Origin of the sequence: Mycobacterium asiaticum DSM 44297, assembly GCF_000613245.1 — a bacterium.
In the GTDB taxonomy this organism is placed as follows: domain Bacteria; phylum Actinomycetota; class Actinomycetes; order Mycobacteriales; family Mycobacteriaceae; genus Mycobacterium; species Mycobacterium asiaticum.
On record NZ_HG964936.1, the window covers coordinates 1,207,053 to 1,220,174 of the forward strand.

Consider the following 13,122-nt stretch of genomic DNA (forward strand, 5'->3'; position numbering starts at 1 on the left):
TCCCTAGATCTTGAAGCGGCCGGCGAATCCGCGCAGCGGCAGGTCCGCACTGGTGATCAGTCCCGGGGGAGCGGCGAGGACCGACTTGATCGAGTTCAGCGCGGGCAGCCCGGTGACCGTCATGCCGATCGAGGCGAAGTTGTCGGGATTTGACAGGTCGACGCCGGGCTTGGGGAAAATCATGTGCTTGTTATAGATGCACGGGTCGCCCTTGATCTGAGTGATGTAGCAGCCCTTGATATCCCAGTGCGGGTCGGTGTGCGGCGTCATCTGCCATTCCAGATGCGTCTCCACCCGCGGCACGCCTGCCACCATGCCCTGATATTTGATGTAGTTGCCGCCCAGCGAACCCTTGGGCAGCGTGTACCAGCCAAGGTCGACATCCTTGGTGCAGGCGCCCAATTCGTAGTCGAACTTCACCTCGTCGAGTTTGATGTCGAAGCAATCGGCCATCATCAAAACGCTGTCGGCGAAGACACGGGTGTACTTCTCCAATTTGCCCGGTATGTCGGGGTGGTCGACGGGAAGCCCGTAACCGACCTCGATCCAGGTGTCCTTGGAGTGGTGGCACGACACATCGACCGACTCGATGGTGGTGACGTTCTCGATCTCGGCGACGTCGGCCGAACACACCACGCCCAGAATCTGATTGACCCCGGGGTTCATGCCGGTGCCGTAGAACGTGGACCCGCCCTTCGCGCACGCTTCGGCCAGCAGTTGGGTGACCGGCTTGCCGGAATGGTGTGGGTGGTTGCGGTCACGGTGCCAGCCGGTGATCCAGTCGGCGGTAGTGACAATGTTGATCCCGGCTTCGAGGACTTTGACGTACAGATCCTCGTCGGGGAACACGCCGTGAAAAGTCAGTACATCAGGCCGCGCATCGATGATCTCATCAATGCTGCCGGTTGCGGTGACGCCGTTGGGCGGCAGGCCGACTAACTCACCGACGTCCTTTCCGATCTTCTCCGGCGAATAGCAATGCACGCCAATCAGTTCCAGGTCGGGATGATCGGCGATGCGCTTGATCATCTCCGTGCCGACATTGCCGGTGGCAACCTGAAAGACTTTGATCGTCATGTGGTGGCCCTTTCCAGGGGTCGAGTCGAGTGCTTGCCGTCGGGATAGAACTGCTTGGCCCAGTTGCGAATTGCGGTGAATCCCTCGTATTCCGCCGTTGCGAGCGCGGGTGGATCGGAGTAGCGCTGGTGTGACCAGATGTGCACATCCTGGACGAACTGCCGGATCACCTCGTCCCCGAACATGCGCGCCTTGGCTTCAGCGCGCTCGTCGTCGCGGCCGGGGACGCGGCCGATGTAGACCATGAATCGGACGTCGGACGTGGCTTCGTCGACGGGAGTGACCGCCGAAATGGTGCGGTTGTCCACCATCCCCCAGCTCTTGGTCACGGCGACGCCAAGGCCGCCGTTGATGGCTTCTACACCGCTCTTGACGTCTTCGATGCGCTGCCGATCATCGCCCTCGAAGGTGATGGTGAAATCCACATAGGAGACCGGCTCGCCGAAGTCGTGCCGGGTGAATATCGGCACGATCGGCGTGCTGTGCACGTATTTGAAGTGGGCGAAGTCGACCCCGTTTTCCAGCACGTACTGCGGGTGTAGCTCCAGGTCCTGCCGGAACAGTCGCTGTTGCGGGTAGTAGTCCGCGGGACCGCTGCCGTCGGCGAAGCTGGCAAACACATCGGGGGCATCGAAAAACGGTGCGCGGCCTTCAATGTCATGCCAGATGTAGACCGACTCGTTGCGTTCCACCACCGGGTAGGTGCGGACCCGCCGGCCACGATTCGGCCGGTCCTGGTAGGGGATGCAGACGTTGCGTCCCTCCTGACTCCATTGCCAGCCGTGGAAAGGGCATTGCAGAGCCTCGCCCACCACTGTCCCGCCGTAGCCCAGGTGCGCACCCAGATGCTCGCAGTAGGCATTCATTACGGTGAGCTGACCCGAGGCGGCCCGCCAAGCGACCATCTCCTGATCGAAATACTTCATGGTGTGGACTTCGCCGATGCCGATCTCGTCGGACCATGCCACCTGGAACCACCCGGTTGGCTTCATCGACAAAGGGGGCTTGGCCATCCGCCGGTCCTCTCTGTCTGATCATCAAGCACTCTATGAAAGATTCATAAAGGAGTCAACGAAACGTGGATTTTCGCGCTACGATGCGCCAATGGCGGTGGCTGACAGCGCGGGACGTAGGGCCAACCGGCGTGGCCTGGCCACCCGCGAGGCCATGCTGCAAGCGGCGGTGACGGCGCTTGCCTCCGGGGACCCGGGCGCCGTGTCGGCCAACCGCATCGCCAAACAGATCGGCGTGACCTGGGGGACTGTGCAGTACCAGTTCGGCGATGCCGACGGGTTCTGGGCGGCCGTACTGCACCACACCGCGCAGCGTCGGGCCAACCTGTTCGCCAACCCCGACACCGGAGCGTCGCTGCGCGCCAGGGTGTCGGAAATCATCGACACGCTCTACGACGGTCTGACCGCCCCCGATTCGCGGGCGATCGAGAACCTACGGGCGGCATTGCCGCGCGAGCCCAGCGAACTCGACCGGTTGTACCCGCGCACCGCGGCCGAGCTGCGGTCGTGGGGGCAGGGCTGGCACGCCACCTGTCAGAATGCGTTCGCCGACCTGCGGGTCGACCCGCAGCGGGTGCACGAGGTCGCCACCCTCATCCCGGGTGCGATGCGCGGCCTGGTCTCGGAACGCCAGTTGGGTAGTTACGCCGATCTCGACGAGGCGCGTCGTGGGCTGACCAATGCCATCGTCGCCTACCTCGCCGAATCGGCGGCCAGCGGCGAGTGAGTGAGCGCACGGGTTCATCCCCGGAGGCGGCGGGTACCAAATGAGGTGTGAAGGTCGTCGGTTCGGTGGCAAATGCCGGGGTCATCCCGAAGCTGGTCTCGTTGTATCGGCGCAGCGGCGCCGACGTCCCGTTCGGGGATCCCGTCCCGTCCCATGGCACCGAGATGGAGGGCTGGTTCTGGCGGCTCTCTGATCCAGCCGAGGGACGTGTGGTGGTCGCCCTGTGCAGCGCTAATCGGCACCCCGCCGGGGACTGGTCGACCGCGGCGATCGCATTGCACCCCGGTGGGGTGGTGCAGTCGGCGGTGGTCGACGGCGTGCGGGCCGACCGACGGCAGTTCTCGGTGCAAGCCGACTCGGGCGGAGACTTCATCGACGCGAGCCGGGAGCGGCTGAAGATCATCCTCGGTGACACCGGAGTCGACCTGACCTTCCACGAGCCGTACGAGTGGCCGAAACCCTTCGGCGGTGGCGGCGTGTTCTCTTCCGTGCCCTTCTTGAACCAGTACTGGCATCCGTACCGACTGGGCGGTAAAGCGTCCGGGACGGTGACGCACCGAAATCAAGAGTGGGCCTTCACCGATGCCACGCTGTATTGCGAACGCAACTGGGGAGCCGGCTTTCCGTTGCGCTGGTGGTGGGGACAGGCCCACGATTTCGGTGATGCCGATGTATCAGTGGCCTTCTCCGGCGGCCAGCTCGAGTTGGGGCCGTTGAAACGCGATGTGACGGGAGTCGTTGTGCGGCTTGGCGATCGAGTGCTGCGACTTACTCCGCCGGCTCTGGTGGCGTCCAGCTGCGACTTGCAGCGATGGCACATCGTCGCACGCACCGCGCGTTATCGCGTAGAACTCGACGGGCGGGGCACGTCAGCCGGACCGCATGTGCTGCCGGTGCCGTTGCCGGCCGAGCGCCGCAACATCGACACCGATTACGAACACCTGGCCGGGACCCTGCACCTGCAGGTCCGGGAATGGGGCCGCACCATCTTCGAAGGCACCTCTACGCTGGCCGGTCTGGAAATCGGCAGCAGGCCGGCGTGATGGGCCGATCGGTGGTAATCCCGGTAATCTTCAGCGCCATGGAGCAGACGCGATGAGTGCGGGTCTGTTCGCACTCCTCGACGATGTCGCGCTGTTCGCGCGGCTGACCGCGGCGTCGCTGGACGACATCGGCGGTGCGGCCGGACGGGCGACGGCGAAGGCCGCCGGGGTGGTCATCGACGACACCGCGGTGACGCCCCAATTCGTCGAAGGGATCTCCGCCGAGCGCGAATTGCCGATCATCAAGCGCATCGGCCTCGGATCCTTGCGCAACAAGCTGCTGTTCATCCTGCCCGGCGCGATGCTGCTCAGTCAGTTCGCGCCCTGGCTGCTCAGTCCGATCCTGATGCTCGGGGCGACGTACCTGTGTTACGAAGGGGCCGAGAAGGTTTGGAGCAGCCTGACCGGTCACGAGCATGACGACGCCGGACCGGAGAGCGAGAATCACATGGTGAGCGGGGCGATCCGGACGGACTTCATCCTGTCTGCCGAGATCATGGTGATCGCGCTCAACGAGGTTGCCAAACTGGGTTTCGTGCCGCGGCTGGTAATCCTGATCATCGTCGCGCTGGTGATCACGGTCGCGGTCTATGGCGTGGTCGGCGCAATCGTCAAGATGGACGACGTCGGGCTGCGCCTCACCCAGACATCTTCCCGATGGGCCAGGACGATCGGACGCGGCCTGGTGGCCGGGATGCCCAAACTGCTCTCCGTGCTCTCGGTGGTCGGGACCGCCGCAATGCTCTGGGTGGGCGGTCACATCCTGCTCACGGGAAGCGAACACGTCGGGTGGCACACCCCCTATGGCTGGGTGCATCATGCCGAGCTGTGGGTGCATCACGCCGGCGGTGCGGTCGGCGGCGTGCTGGGCTGGCTGGTCAACACCGGCCTGTCGGCGGTCGTCGGGTCGATTGTCGGCGCCGTGGTGGTAACCATCGTGCACCTGGTGCAATCTCTGCGGCGCCGCCATTCCTCGTCGGCAAGCTGAAACCGAAGGAGCGGCCGTGCTACTGAACGGGATCAACCACATCGCGCTTATCGCCAAGGACATCGACCGGTTACGGGTGTTTTACACCGAGGTTTTCGAGGCTGAGGTCGGCCCGACCAAGCCGCACGGCGAGAAGGGCGACGAGACGATGACAATGATCCGCATCGGGCCCCACACGGAGCTCAATGTGGTGACCATCGAAGGCAATCACGAGCCCGACCGTCAGACACCGATGTGGGGACGGGGACGGCTCGACCACTTCGGTCTGCAGGCGGCGTCGGCCCAGAGTTTCGAGACGATACGGCGAAGGCTGGTCGAGCAGGGCGCCAGTGACGGCACCGTGAACGATTTCGGCACCGTGCGCAGCGTGTTCTTCCGTGATCCTGATGGACTCGAGGGTGAGGTCCTGGTCGAGAAGTAGGTGGGGGCCGAACCGATGCGAACGCTGCAGGGCAAGGTCGCGGTCATTACCGGCGCCGCCAGCGGGATCGGACTGGCCACCGCTCGTGCGCTGTCCCGGAGAGGGGTCTCGGTGGTTGCTGTCGACCGCGACGCGAACGCGGATGTCGCCGCCGACATCACCGGCAACGGGATGACGGCGGTCTGCTATGCGGCCGACGTAGCCGTCCCCGATACCTTCGAAGCGTTGCGCGACTGGACAATCGAGACATTCGGCCGGGTGGACATCGTGATGAACAACGTCGGTGTGCTCACCAACGGTCTGCCCGAGGATATTCCGATGGCGGAGTGGCAGCGGATCATCGACATCAACCTCATGTCCGTCATCCGCAGCAACAGCGCGTTCCTGCCGGTGCTGCTGGGCCAGGCCGAGGGGCACATCGTCAACACGTCCTCATTGGCCGGCCTGTACACCTATTCCTACGACCGGATGCCCTACGCGGCGACCAAGGCTGCCATTGTGCAGATCAGCGAGGCCCTCGCGATCTATCTGCGGCCCAAGAACATCGGGGTCACCTTGTTGTGTCCGGGCCCGGTGCTGACAAACATCGCCCGCGACGTCCCCAGTTTCGGCTCGGGTGCGCCCATGCGACTGCCCGGCGATTTCGAGTTGCTCGATGCCGCGACGGTCGGCGAGCTTGTGGTTGAGGCGATCCTGGCGAATCGCTTCTTCGTGACCTCGCATCCAAGCGTGCGTGAGCTGTTGCGCCGCCGCGTCGACGACTGGGATGCGTTCATCGACTACCAGATCTCCCGCGAACCCAACGCATAGAAAGGCACTACCTTGTCCGACCTGAGAACACAGGGGCTCAACGTCTTTCGCGAAATGTTGCCGGGCCTGATGCCGGACGACCTGACATCGACCCGGGGCGGTGGTTTCGCTGACGAACTGGGTGACCTCGCGCTCGACCACGTCTTCGGCGCGCTGTGGACCCGACCGGGCCTGGACCGGCGATCCCGCAGCCTGGTCACCTTGGGCGTGCTGATCGCCCTGCGCGCCGGCGAGGAACTCAAGGTTCATTTCCCGATCGCGCTGCGCAACGGCCTCACCGCCGAAGAGGTCGAAGAGGTGATTTACCACGCCGCCGGCTACGCCGGCTACCCCGCGGCCGCCAGCGCCCGCAACATTGCGAGCACCGTCTTGAGAACTACCGATCCGACCGAGTAGCGTCCCAGATTCGTTGTGTCTGTTGACTGACCGACGGGTGATGGGTCTGCTGGAAGTTGCGGCCGCCGCGGCCGTAGGTGGCGACGACCGCGGCGGGCACCTCTGGTTCCAGCAGCGGCTCGGGCAGCCAGTCGCACCGCCGCACGTGCACCAGGTCGACCGCGGCCGCGCGATCGTCGTCGTCATAGAAATATGGGCCGACGATACGGCCGAGCCAATACAACCCATCCGGGTCGCGGGTCCACACGAACGAGAAGTCTGGCACCTCGGCGAAGCGACCCACGCGGCGTTCGAGACGGTCCCGTTCGGCGGGCGTGCGCACCCGTTGCCCAAAGCCGCACAAGCCTTTCCGGCGGGCGTGCTCCAGGGTGGCACGCGGATCCACGTCGTCGCTGCGGGAACGCAGCGGTGCGCGGTACACGCCGACCATTTTGACTAGGTGCCGCAGAAGGTCCGGTAGATGCCGAAATCCACCGGCGCCGGTGCCGCGTAGCGCTCGAGCCCCGGCCGCGGGGTGTACGGGGCGGTGACGGCGTCGAGCAGCCGATTCAGCGGCTCGAGGTCGTCCGCCGTCGCGGCGGCCAGCGCTTCCTCGACGAGATGATTGCGTGGAATGTAGATCGGATTGACCCGATCCATCAACGCGGCATCGGGACCCAGCGCCATCCAGCGCTTCGCCCAGTCGTCGAAGCGTGCCGGGTCGACGAAGCGTCCGCGCGCCGCTTCGGTGTCACCACGTGCCGCGTCGCCGAGGTGACGGAAGAACGAGGTGTAGTCGACGTGGCTCTCCTGCAGGAGGGTGAGCAGGTCGTCGATCAGCGGCGTGGCATCCTCGGTGGCCAGGCCCAGCTTGGCGGCCATCCCCGACTGCCACGCGGTGTGATAGTGCTGGAAGCCGCCGAACGCGTTCTCCGCCAACATAACTCCCTCATTGGGGTCCTCGGAGAGCAACGGGAGCAACGCCTCGGCGAAACGAGCCAGGTTCCATTGGGCGATGGTGGGCTGGTTGCCGTAGGCGTAACGCCCCCAGTGGTCGATCGAACTGAAGACGGTGTCGGGGTCGTAGGCCTCCATGAACGCGCACGGTCCGTAGTCGATGCTCTCGCCGGAGATCGTCACGTTGTCGGTGTTCATCACACCGTGCACGAACCCGATGAGCATCCATTTCGCCACCAGCGACGCCTGGGCTGCCACGACACTTTCGAACAGTGCGACGTAAGGACGTTCGGCATCGGCGGCGTGCGGGTGGTGGCGTGCGATGGCATGGTCGGCGAGCCGCCGCAGCAACTCGACATCCCTTGTCGCGGAAGCATATTGGAAGCTACCGACGCGCAGGTGACTGCTCGCGACGCGGACCAGCAACGCACCCGGCAGGACCGTGTCCCGCTCGACCGGTTGTCCGGTGGCGACCACCGCAAGGGATCGCGTGGTGGGCACTCCCAGCGCGTGCATCGCCTCGCTGATGATGTACTCGCGCAGCATCGGTCCCACCGCGGCCAGGCCGTCGCCGGCGCGGGCGAACGGCGTACGGCCCGAACCCTTCAGGTGGATGTCGCGCAGCCGTCCGTGAGTATCTGCCACCTCACCGAGCAGCAGGGCTCGCCCGTCTCCGAGTCGTGGCACGTAACCGCCGAACTGGTGACCGGCGTAAGCCTGCGCCACCGGCGCGGCCCCGTCGGGCACCAGGTTGCCCACCAGGAAGCGCAATCCGTCGCCGCTGCGCAACCATTCGGGGTTCAAGCCGAGTTCGGCGGCTAAGGGCTCGTTGAGCACCAGCAGGCGCGGATCCGGCGGTACCTCGGCTTTCCACGGCACCGCCATCTCCGGCAGCTCACGCGAAAAACGATCCTGCAGGGCGACGGCAATATCGGGTGTGACGCTCACTTGATCCAGGGTATCCAGGTTTGCTCAGCCGTCTTCGTTCCCCGCAAGCCCCTCCGGCGGAGGGACGGAGTACGCGGGGTATGCCGGCGGCGAGACGACGCTGTCATCGTCGGCGGTTTCGGCTGCCTGTGCGGCCGGGTCCTGGTCTTCGCGCGGTTCGGGAGAACTCATCAATGCTCCTAGCCGATTGCTTGCTTGATCAGGTCACGGGCGCGGTCGAGCATCGAGGCGAACGGCCCGACGGCGAGGTTGAGCTTCGCCGATTCCACACCCGGGTGCGGTCGGGTCGGCGCGATGGCCTCGGCGGCTTTGACCGCGGCCGCCATGCGCTTGAGGTCGTCGGTGTTCACTTCCTTCTGCAACTTGGGGAACTCTTCGAGCTCCTCATGTTCGGCGTGGGCCAGCACGGCGTCGCGCAGCTTGGCCAGCTCGGTGATGAACTCCTGGGACGTGACGTCCAAGTTCTCGATGTTCGACAACAACGCCTTGGCTTCGTGCTCTTCGTGCAGCAGCGCCTCGACGATCGCATCGCCGTCGTCGGCTTCCCGGCGCAGCCTCGGGTGCACCACCATTTCCTCGGCCGTCTCGTGCACGGCGAGCAGTTGGCGCAATTCGATGAACGGTTTCTCGCGGGCTTGCGGGTCGGAGGCGTGCAACACCTCGTCGAACATGTCCTCGATCAGGTCATGCTGGGCTTTGAGGAAGCTGACAACTTCATCGGGGGTCTCAACGATCATTTCGGACATGCCGAATACACCTCCATAAGTGGCGGAGTCTGAAGGGCGCGCGGGGCTGTGCGCCGCTGGCAATCGCATACCCCTGCTAACCGGGGCTAAACGCCGCGGGCCGCCGCCAGGCGCTCCACCGGCTGCAGGTCGTAGGGCGCCCGCAGGCCCAGGATCAGGTGGTCGGCTCCCGCTGCAGCCAGGGATTCGACGAGTTCTGGGTCAACCCGCTCAATCCAGACCGTCCGTTCGATCTCGCCGGGGTCCCTGCCGATCTCCGCACACCACCGGTCGATGACCCGATTCTTGGCGCGGATGGTCTCGGCGTCGCCGTAGCCGTTCCACATATCGGCATGCTCGGCCACCAGCCGAAGGGTGCGCCGTTCACCGTTGCCGCCGATCAGGATCGGCAGTGGTCCGATGGGGCCCGGCTGCAGTAAGCCGATGCGGCGCCGAATGCGCGGCAGCGCCTCGGCCAGGGCGTCGAGTCGTTGCGCGGGGCTGCGCACCGGGTAGCCGTATTCGGCTTCGTCCTTGTCCATCCACCCCGATCCGATGCCCAACACGGCTCGTCCTCCCGAGAGGTGATCGAGGGTACGGGCCATGTCGGCCAACAAGTCCGGATTGCGGTAGCCGCAACCGGTCACCAGCATGCCGATCTGGTTGACCTTGGCGGTGGTGACGGCCATCGCGGCGAGGATCTGCCAGCCCTCGTAGTGCGCCTCATCAGGGGATCCGTACAACGGCGGAAAGAAGTGATCCCAGGTCCACAGGCTGTCGACGCCGATGTCGTCAACGCCCTGCCACGCCGTGCGCAGCGCGGCCATCGTGGTGTTCTGCGGATGGATCTGAACACCGATCTTCAGCATGCACGAGGTTAACCGGCCGTCCGGCCCGGACTATAGATTCTTGCCCGTCGTTTAGATACTCACTGGTATATTCGCGTGATTGCCATGCGTACAGAGGGGACGTTAGCCATGAGTGGGCCGGTCGAGAGCGCAACCACCGTCACCGAATCGCTCAGCGCGGTCCCCGAGCGTGGTCGGGCTCAGTCCTCGGTCAAAGCGGTCCGGATCTGGGCCATGGTCGGTGGCGCGGTGCTGACCCTCCAGGTGTATGTGTGGCTCCGCTGGATCACCGGGCCCTACTTCCAGCAAGTCCCCGCCGGGCCGAGCGATCCGCCGCTGTACATGAAGGTGCCACTGCTGACCAACGCGATCATCCTCTGGGTCGGTCTGCCGTTCGCCGTGTGGTGGTTCTTCGTCCGGCCGTGGCGACGCGAGCGACGGATAACGCTGGACGGGATGTTGGTCCTTTCAATGGGCTTGATGTTTTTCCAGGACCCGCTGTTGAACTACCTCAACACCTGGTGTACCTACAACACCTGGTTGTTCAACCGCGGTTCGTGGTCCTCGCACATCCCGGGTTGGGTCTCGCCGGAGGAGCCCGGCCGGCAGGTTGCCGAGCCGTTGTTGACCAATGCCCCGGGTTATGCCTACGGCGTGCTGCTGATCACGATCGTCGGGTGCTGGGTAATGCGCAGGATCAAGGCGCGGTGGCCCGGCGTCAGCAATCTTCGGTTGATCGCGGTGACCTACGCCTGCACCTTTTTGCTGGACCTGGTGATGGAGGGTTGCATCCTGCTGCCGATCGGGTTCTACACGTATCCCGGTGCTATCCGGGCGGTTTCGCTCAACGCCGGCCATTACTACCAGTGGCCGGTCTACGAAGGGTTGATGTGGGGAGGCGTTCAGGCGGCGCTGTGTTGCCTGCGCTATTTCACCGATGACCGCGGCCGCACGGTCGTCGAGCGGGGACTGGACAGTGCTCCTGGCGGGGTGGTGCGCCAGCAGTTCGTCCGCTTCCTGGCAATCTTTGGCGGCGTCAGCGCCTGCTTCTTCATCTTCTACAACGTTCCCGCGCAATGGATGGGCATGCATGCCGACCCGTGGCCCGAGGATGTGCAGCGGCGTTCCTACTTCATCGGCGGCACCTGCGGCGACGGGACCGATCGGCCCTGCCCGAATCCCGTTGTGCCGATGCCGACCAAGCGGTCCGGCTACATCGACACGGACGGAAAGCTGGTCCTGCCGCCGGGCGCGACGCTGCCCAGAACGATTCCCTTTGACCCGGGGCGCTGAGCCGGCGAGGCCGTCAACGCTTTGAAGCGGACGGCAGTTTGATGACCGACATATACAGTTCCAGGATCGGCCGGTACAGGTCGGCATCATCGAGTTGGCTTACCAGTTCGATGGAATTGGTGGTCGCGACGAGTATGTGAGCGAAGGTCAGCGGCGGGATCAGTAGGCCCCCGCCCAGTCGCTCGAGCCCCTTGATGATGAATGTTGCAAGCGCGTCAACGACTTCCGTGCGCTTTGCGGCCACCCGTTCCCGAGCGTCGGGGTTGCGCAGCAGATAGAGCGTGAATTCGTGGCCCAGGGCGGCGTGCGCAGCGCCTCGGTCGCGGCCTAATTGCCGCCAGCGGTCGGCGATCTCGTCCAACTCCCGCGCCCCGATCTGTGTCGCCGTCGACATCACCTCGGCGAAGTTGTCGAAGTAACGGCGCCAGTACCGGTCGTTGACGGCCAGGAACAGGTCTTCCTTGGTGGCGAAGTGCTTGTAGATGGCACCTTTGGTGTAGCCGGCGGCGTGGGCGATGTCATCGAGAGAGGCTGCCATGAAACCCTTTTCGGCGAAGACCTCTTCGGCGGCGTCAAGCAGCAGCGACCGGGTGTGCTCAAGGCGCCGTTCCCGCGTCCACCGCTCTACCATGTGCGAAATTCTGCCACAGAATCCTGGCGAACAGTTGGTTACTGAGATACCGATTGGTATATTAGCAGCCGTCGCGGCTACTGGCCCGGAGCCGGCGCGGTACCGCGACCATCGGGAGGGAGACGCGTGATGAGTAGCTTGTCGAGCATCGATGCGCTGTCCAGCGGGCAGGTGCAGCCGTCACCGAAGCCCGTCCGGATATGGGCGATCATCGGTGGTGCCATTCTGGCCTTCCAGCTCTATGTGTGGATCCGGTGGATCACCGGGCCCAACTTCGAGCGAGTGCCCACTGGGCCCAGCGATCCGCCCATGTACATGAAAGCGATCCTGGTCACATGGACCGGGGTGATCATCGTCGGGCTACCACTTAGCCTGTGGCACTTCATCATTCGACCGTGGCGCCGGGAGCGGCGAATCACGCTGGACGGCATGCTGCTGGTGGCCTGCGGCCTGCTGTTCTTCCAGGACCCCCTGCTGAATTACTTCAACACCTGGAGCACCTACAACACCTGGATGTGGAACCGCGGTTCCTGGGTGCAGGACATTCCCGGTTGGGTCTCCTTCGGCGAGCCGGGCCGCATGATGGCCGAACCCATCCTCATGAATGCGCCGGGTTACTCATTCGGGGTGCTGCTCTGCACGATGCTCGGCTGCTGGGTCATGCGGCGGGCCAAGGTGCGTTGGCCGAACATCAGCAATGTCAAGCTGATTGGCGTCCTGATCGTCTGGACCTTCTTCTTTGACTTTGTCATCGAGGGCTTGTTCCTGATGCCGATGGGACTCTTCACTTATCCCGGTGCCATCAAGGCACTCTCGATCAACGCCGGCACCTACTACCAGTGGCCGGTCTATGAAGGACTCATGTGGGGAGGCGTGCAGGCGGGTCTGTGCGCGCTGCGCTACTTCACTGACGATCGTGGTCGCACCTTCGTCGAGCGGGGAGCCGAACACATCCAGGGCGGGTTCGCCAAACAGCAAATCACCCGGTTCCTCGCCATTTTCGCGGCGTGCAGCATGTTCTTCTTCGTCTGTTACAACATCCCCGCGCAATGGTTCGCACTGCACGCTGAGTCCTGGCCGAAGGATTTGTTGGAGCGCTCCTACTTCACGATGGGCATCTGTGGGGACGGGACCGACCGGCTCTGTCCCGACCCGGCGCTGCCGATCCCGGGCAGGAACTCCGGCCACATCGATCCACAGGGCCGCTTCGTCCTTCCACCGGGCGTCACCCTGCCGACCATCGTTCCGTTCAAGCGGGGGAACTGA

General features: G+C 64.5%; 16 protein-coding genes. 8 read left to right on the top strand and 8 right to left on the bottom strand.

The annotated features are described in order from the left end of the window. Positions 1-3: 3 nt before the first annotated feature. Both BN972_RS05785 and BN972_RS05790 read right to left on the bottom strand, forming a co-directional pair. Positions 4-1,077: an NAD(P)H-dependent amine dehydrogenase family protein gene (locus tag BN972_RS05785; RefSeq protein WP_036353916.1), complete on the bottom strand. Its 1,074-nt coding sequence runs from the start codon at positions 1,075-1,077 to the stop codon at positions 4-6. Continuing rightward, positions 1,074-2,090, bottom strand: a complete 1,017-nt coding sequence (locus tag BN972_RS05790; protein WP_036353918.1) for a Rieske 2Fe-2S domain-containing protein — start codon at positions 2,088-2,090, stop codon at positions 1,074-1,076. The genes BN972_RS05785 and BN972_RS05790 overlap by 4 nt, the downstream gene beginning before the upstream one ends. A 91-nt stretch (positions 2,091-2,181) precedes the next feature. Between BN972_RS05790 and BN972_RS05795 the strand changes: the two genes are divergently transcribed. The 6 genes from BN972_RS05795 to BN972_RS05820 are packed head-to-tail and all read left to right on the top strand — an operon-like array spanning position 2,182 to position 6,475. Next, positions 2,182-2,817: a TetR/AcrR family transcriptional regulator gene (locus BN972_RS05795; RefSeq protein ID WP_036353921.1), complete on the top strand. Its 636-nt coding sequence runs from the start codon at positions 2,182-2,184 to the stop codon at positions 2,815-2,817. 47 nt (positions 2,818-2,864) lie between these two features. Beyond that, complete coding sequence (locus BN972_RS05800; protein WP_036353924.1) at positions 2,865-3,860, top strand: tocopherol cyclase family protein; 996 nt, start codon at positions 2,865-2,867, stop codon at positions 3,858-3,860. 52 nt (positions 3,861-3,912) lie between these two features. Beyond that, positions 3,913-4,848, top strand: coding sequence for a DUF808 domain-containing protein (locus tag BN972_RS05805; RefSeq protein WP_036353927.1), 936 nt, complete (start codon positions 3,913-3,915; stop codon positions 4,846-4,848). Positions 4,849-4,864: 16 nt separating this feature from the next. Then, positions 4,865-5,269 carry a VOC family protein gene (locus BN972_RS05810; RefSeq protein ID WP_036353929.1) on the top strand — a complete coding sequence of 135 codons (405 nt, stop codon included), beginning with the start codon at positions 4,865-4,867 and terminating at the stop codon, positions 5,267-5,269. Then, on the top strand, positions 5,270-6,079 hold the full coding sequence (locus BN972_RS05815) for an SDR family oxidoreductase (protein WP_235192371.1): 810 nt from the start codon (positions 5,270-5,272) through the stop codon (positions 6,077-6,079). A 12-nt stretch (positions 6,080-6,091) separates the two neighbouring features. Continuing rightward, the gene (locus tag BN972_RS05820; protein ID WP_036353932.1) at positions 6,092-6,475 is read left to right on the top strand and encodes a carboxymuconolactone decarboxylase family protein; all 384 of its coding nucleotides are present in this window, start codon (positions 6,092-6,094) and stop codon (positions 6,473-6,475) included. On the opposite strand, the gene BN972_RS05825 is transcribed toward BN972_RS05820, so the two are convergent. From BN972_RS05825 to BN972_RS05840, 5 genes are all read right to left on the bottom strand, one after another. Then, positions 6,456-6,905: a hypothetical protein gene (locus BN972_RS05825; protein ID WP_036353936.1), complete on the bottom strand. Its 450-nt coding sequence runs from the start codon at positions 6,903-6,905 to the stop codon at positions 6,456-6,458. The genes BN972_RS05820 and BN972_RS05825 overlap by 20 nt on opposite strands. 5 nt (positions 6,906-6,910) lie before the next feature. Continuing rightward, on the bottom strand, positions 6,911-8,296 hold the full coding sequence (locus tag BN972_RS05830) for a protein adenylyltransferase SelO (protein ID WP_390176201.1): 1,386 nt from the start codon (positions 8,294-8,296) through the stop codon (positions 6,911-6,913). An 87-nt stretch (positions 8,297-8,383) separates the two neighbouring features. After that, the gene (locus BN972_RS29465; RefSeq protein ID WP_155768900.1) at positions 8,384-8,530 is read right to left on the bottom strand and encodes a hypothetical protein; all 147 of its coding nucleotides are present in this window, start codon (positions 8,528-8,530) and stop codon (positions 8,384-8,386) included. Positions 8,531-8,538: 8 nt separating this feature from the next. After that, positions 8,539-9,105, bottom strand: coding sequence for a hemerythrin domain-containing protein (locus tag BN972_RS05835; protein WP_036353942.1), 567 nt, complete (start codon positions 9,103-9,105; stop codon positions 8,539-8,541). A gap of 86 nt (positions 9,106-9,191) precedes the next feature. Further along, entirely contained in the window at positions 9,192-9,953 is a 762-nt protein-coding gene (locus BN972_RS05840) for an LLM class F420-dependent oxidoreductase (RefSeq protein WP_036353944.1), read from the bottom strand. 108 nt (positions 9,954-10,061) lie between these two features. Between BN972_RS05840 and BN972_RS05845 the strand changes: the two genes are divergently transcribed. Further along, positions 10,062-11,225 (top strand): spirocyclase AveC family protein, encoded by a 1,164-nt coding sequence (locus BN972_RS05845; RefSeq protein ID WP_099051000.1) that lies wholly within the window; start codon positions 10,062-10,064, stop codon positions 11,223-11,225. Between the two features lie 13 nt (positions 11,226-11,238). On the opposite strand, the gene BN972_RS05850 is transcribed toward BN972_RS05845, so the two are convergent. Beyond that, complete coding sequence (locus BN972_RS05850; protein ID WP_036353950.1) at positions 11,239-11,856, bottom strand: TetR/AcrR family transcriptional regulator; 618 nt, start codon at positions 11,854-11,856, stop codon at positions 11,239-11,241. 129 nt (positions 11,857-11,985) lie between these two features. Here BN972_RS05850 and BN972_RS05855 point away from each other — a divergent pair, with 129 nt between their 5' ends. Further along, positions 11,986-13,122, top strand: a complete 1,137-nt coding sequence (locus tag BN972_RS05855) for a spirocyclase AveC family protein (RefSeq protein ID WP_036353953.1) — start codon at positions 11,986-11,988, stop codon at positions 13,120-13,122.

Bases quoted from the DNA above. Each gene is read 5' to 3' on its own strand.
- BN972_RS05785 (WP_036353916.1), bottom strand. From the start codon at position 1,077: ATGACGATCAAAGTCTTTCAGGTTGCCACCGGCAATGTCGGCACGGAG.
- BN972_RS05790 (WP_036353918.1), bottom strand. From the start codon at position 2,090: ATGGCCAAGCCCCCTTTGTCGATGAAGCCAACCGGGTGGTTCCAGGTG.
- BN972_RS05795 (WP_036353921.1), top strand. From the start codon at position 2,182: ATGGCGGTGGCTGACAGCGCGGGACGTAGGGCCAACCGGCGTGGCCTG.
- BN972_RS05805 (WP_036353927.1), top strand. From the start codon at position 3,913: ATGAGTGCGGGTCTGTTCGCACTCCTCGACGATGTCGCGCTGTTCGCG.
- BN972_RS05825 (WP_036353936.1), bottom strand. From the start codon at position 6,905: ATGGTCGGCGTGTACCGCGCACCGCTGCGTTCCCGCAGCGACGACGTG.
- BN972_RS05830 (WP_390176201.1), bottom strand. From the start codon at position 8,296: ATGGCGGTGCCGTGGAAAGCCGAGGTACCGCCGGATCCGCGCCTGCTG.
- BN972_RS29465 (WP_155768900.1), bottom strand. From the start codon at position 8,530: ATGAGTTCTCCCGAACCGCGCGAAGACCAGGACCCGGCCGCACAGGCA.
- BN972_RS05835 (WP_036353942.1), bottom strand. From the start codon at position 9,105: ATGTCCGAAATGATCGTTGAGACCCCCGATGAAGTTGTCAGCTTCCTC.
- BN972_RS05840 (WP_036353944.1), bottom strand. From the start codon at position 9,953: ATGCTGAAGATCGGTGTTCAGATCCATCCGCAGAACACCACGATGGCC.
- BN972_RS05845 (WP_099051000.1), top strand. From the start codon at position 10,062: ATGAGTGGGCCGGTCGAGAGCGCAACCACCGTCACCGAATCGCTCAGC.
- BN972_RS05850 (WP_036353950.1), bottom strand. From the start codon at position 11,856: ATGGTAGAGCGGTGGACGCGGGAACGGCGCCTTGAGCACACCCGGTCG.
- BN972_RS05855 (WP_036353953.1), top strand. From the start codon at position 11,986: ATGAGTAGCTTGTCGAGCATCGATGCGCTGTCCAGCGGGCAGGTGCAG.